Below are 1070 nucleotides of genomic sequence, written 5' to 3'. Positions count from 1 at the left end.
CTAGTGTCCTGCGCCAGTAGTTGATCGTTAGTAGTCGTGTGACTTCTGCTGCTGGTGCGTCAGTTCCTCGTCGGGGCCCGAAACTGGAGCCGTTGCTGCTGTCTGATGACGAGCGGGCGGCGTTGGAGCGGTGGACACGTCGGGCGACATCGGCTCAGGCCCTGGCGTTGCGGGCGCGGATCGTGCTGGCATGTGCGGGGCCGGACGTACCGCCGATTGTCGCGGTCGCCCGGGATCTGCGGGTGACCGCGGACACCGTCCGCAAGTGGCGGCGGCGTTTCCTCGCCCAGCGGCTGGATGGACTGGTCGACGAGCCGAGGCCGGGCCGGCCGCCCACCATCAGCGTTGATCAGGTGGAAGCGGTCGTGGTCACCACGCTGGAACAGCTGCCGAAGAACGCCACCCACTGGTCGCGCACGTCGATGGCGCAGCACAGTGGTCTGTCGAAGTCCACGGTCGGCCGGATCTGGCGGCAGTTCCAGCTCAAGCCGCATCTGGCGGACACCTTCAAGCTGTCGACGGACCCGTTGTTCGTGGAGAAGGTCTACGACGTCGTGGGCCTGTACTTCAACCCGCCCGAGGGTGCGGTGGTGCTCTCGGTGGACGAGAAGTCGCAGATCCAGGCCCTGGACCGGTCCCAGCCGGTGCTGCCGATAATGCCGGGCATGCCCGAGCGGCGCACCCACGACTACGTCCGAAACGGTCTGACCACCTTGTTCGCCGCGTTCGATGTCGCCACCGGTGAAGTCATCACGGCCCTGCACCGCCGGCACCGGGCCGTGGAGTTCAAGAAGTTCCTGATCCGGATCGACAAGGAGGTTCCCGCACACCTGCAGATCCACCTGATCGTCGACAACTACGGCACCCACAAAACCCCTGCGATCAAGGCCTGGCTGGCCAAACACCCGCGGTTCGAGCTGCACTTCACCCCGACCGGCTCCTCCTGGATCAACCAGGTCGAGCGGTGGTTCGGCTACCTCGCGCACCAAATGATCCGCCGCGGCGCACACAAGAACATCCAAGCCCTGGAAGCCGACATCCGTGCCTGGGTCAAGGACTGGAACGAAGAC

The 1070-nt window shown here is 65.4% G+C and carries 1 protein-coding gene; it reads left to right on the top strand.

Annotation, left to right across the window (positions count from 1 at the left end):
- Positions 1-38: 38 nt before the first annotated feature.
- Positions 39-1070, top strand: a 1032-nt coding sequence (locus ACFY1L_RS56010) for an IS630 family transposase (RefSeq protein ID WP_388843392.1), incomplete at its 3' end; no start/stop codon positions are given.

The sequence above is a fragment of the Streptomyces sp. NPDC001663 genome (genome assembly GCF_042893105.1).
In the GTDB taxonomy this organism is placed as follows: domain Bacteria; phylum Actinomycetota; class Actinomycetes; order Streptomycetales; family Streptomycetaceae; genus Streptomyces.
This window is presented reverse-complemented; position numbering and strand designations above follow the sequence as displayed.